Origin of the sequence: Frankia sp. AgKG'84/4, assembly GCF_023242965.2 — a bacterium.
In the GTDB taxonomy this organism is placed as follows: domain Bacteria; phylum Actinomycetota; class Actinomycetes; order Frankiales; family Frankiaceae; genus Frankia.
In genome coordinates, this window is sequence record NZ_JALKFU020000902.1 from 1 (window position 1) to 828 (window position 828).

Here is an 828-nt window from a genome sequence, read left to right on the forward strand (position 1 = left end):
GCTCTGCGCCGCCGGCACCGCCGCCCGGACCGCGGCGGTCAGCTCGGCGAGCCGACCGGCGGGCACGAGCACCGCGAGACGCCCCGCAGCGGCCTCGCCGTCGCCGGGGCGCTCGGCCGCGGTGAGACGGTCCAGCTCGGCGAGGACGGCCCCGGCCAGGCGCGGCCCGAGGTCCGCCGCGGGCACCCGCAGCCGCCACGGCAGCTCGCCGACCGTGCGCACCGACCGGGGCGGCTCCTGCGGCGGGCTCAGCGTCGCCAGCACGTCGGCGGCGACCGCCATGATCTCCGCCGGGGTGCGGTAGTTGACCGTCAGCGTCTCGCGCCGCGCCGGCGCGCCGGCGGCGGGAAAGGGCGCCAGGATCCGGTCCCAGGAGGTTGTGCCGGCCGGATCGCCGGTCTGCGCGACGTCACCGACGATCGTCATCGACCGGGCCGGGCAGCGGCGCATGACCATCCGCCAGGCCATCTCGGAAAGCTCCTGCGCCTCGTCAACGACGACGTGCCCGAACGTCCACGTCCGGTCGGCCAGCGCCCGCTGGGCGATCGTGCGCGGGTCGACGTCCTCGTGGCGGTCCGCGAGCCGGCTCGCGTCGATCAGGTCGGTCGCCATCATGATCTCCGGGTCGTCCTCGACATCGCGGGAGATGATGTCGAGGACGCCCTGGGCGTAGGCGACGCGGGCGATCCGCTCGCGCAGCGCGGCGGCGCGGGCGGCCTGGTCGTCGTCGCCGAGCAGCTCCGCGGCCTCGTCGAGCAGCGGGATGTCGGCGGCGCTCCAGCCACCCGCCGGGCGCGGTCGCGGCGCGGCGCCGGGACCGTCCGGCTC

Annotated in this window: 1 pseudogene; it reads right to left on the reverse strand. The window is 77.7% G+C overall.

What is annotated here, in order from left to right:
* A pseudogene (locus tag MXD58_RS25930) lies at nucleotides 1–828 on the reverse strand (HelD family protein); the annotation flags it as partial.